At 35.1% G+C, this 1,186-nt stretch carries 2 protein-coding genes; both read left to right on the top strand.

Going from position 1 to position 1,186, the window contains the following annotated elements; translation table 11 throughout:
* Positions 1 to 913: glycosyltransferase family 2 protein (locus BCT81_RS18785; RefSeq protein ID WP_241908239.1), on the top strand; the 913-nt coding region annotated here is incomplete at its 5' end.
* Positions 906 to 1,186 (top strand): glycosyltransferase (locus BCT81_RS18790; RefSeq protein WP_277869830.1); only part of this gene is annotated, 281 nt, incomplete at its 3' end. The genes BCT81_RS18785 and BCT81_RS18790, both read left to right, overlap by 8 nt.

The following is a 1,186-nucleotide window of genomic DNA, read 5'->3' on the forward strand; positions in this document are numbered from 1 at the left end:
TGATAAGATTATGATTGAAAATAAAAAAGAAGTTTCTGCAATAATTATTACGTTTAATCCAGTCCATCAAGAACTGAAGTTATTAGTCGAGAAATTGAAACTACAAGTTTCAAAAATCTATATCATTGATAATCATTCATCCAGGCCAATAGATATAGATAAATCTGAACAGATCGATGTAACCCTGTTATCGGACAATATGGGTATTGCATATGCTCAGAATGTTGGTATTAATAAGGCACTAAATGATGGCTTTATTGACTTTATTTTGTTTGATCAAGATAGTGTTCCATCGGAATCTATGGTAGGCGAGTTGTTTCTTGCTCGACACGCAGCTCAACTAGAAGGGCTGAGAGTTGCTGCAGTCGGTCCTGTTCATATAGATCAAGATACATTGTCTGAATGTTTGTTTATTCGCACGTCTAGTTATAGTGTCAATAGATTTTTTTCAAGTGATAGAAGTGAAAATACCTTCTCTCCATGTGACTTTCTGATAGCTTCTGGTTGTCTTATTTCAAAGAGTGCGCTTGATGATATTGGTTATATGGAAGAGGAGTTATTTATTGACTGCGTTGACATTGAATGGGGTTTTAGGGCTAAGCGGAACGGTTATGTGTGTATCGCTGCCTTTAATGCGAAAATGTATCATAAGGTTGGCGGTACTCCGTTGAAAGTCTTCGGTCAAAGCCTTACAACTCACTCTCCAGTTCGTCACTATTATTATTATCGTAATTTCTACCGCTTACTACAAAGAGCATATATACCATTTAGCTGGAAAGTTTACACTTTTATCAGGTCAATCTTACAAGCGCTCATTTTTTGCGTATATCTCAAACCTAGATTCATGCAGTTTAAATGCATTGTAAAAGGGGTCTTTCACGGTCTAATTAATCGAGTTGGTAAGCATGAGTAAAAAGATCGTTTATGTAATTAACGTAGATTGGTATTTTCGTCTTCACTGGTTGGAACGTGCAGAGTATTTTAAGTCTTTAGGCTTTGAGATACATATTGTTAGCAGCTTTTCAAGTGATGTTATCAAGAACGAATTAATTTCTAAAGGCTTCACTTGCCATCAATTATCTGTCAAAAGGAAAAGTATAAATTTTTTTCGAGAGGTGACTAGTACTTATAGGCTTAAAAAAATACTAGATGGTATTGAACCTGACTTAATACATTGTGTAACAAT

Source organism: Vibrio sp. 10N.261.52.A1, assembly GCF_002876325.1.
Taxonomy (GTDB): Bacteria; Pseudomonadota; Gammaproteobacteria; order Enterobacterales; family Vibrionaceae; genus Vibrio; species Vibrio chagasii.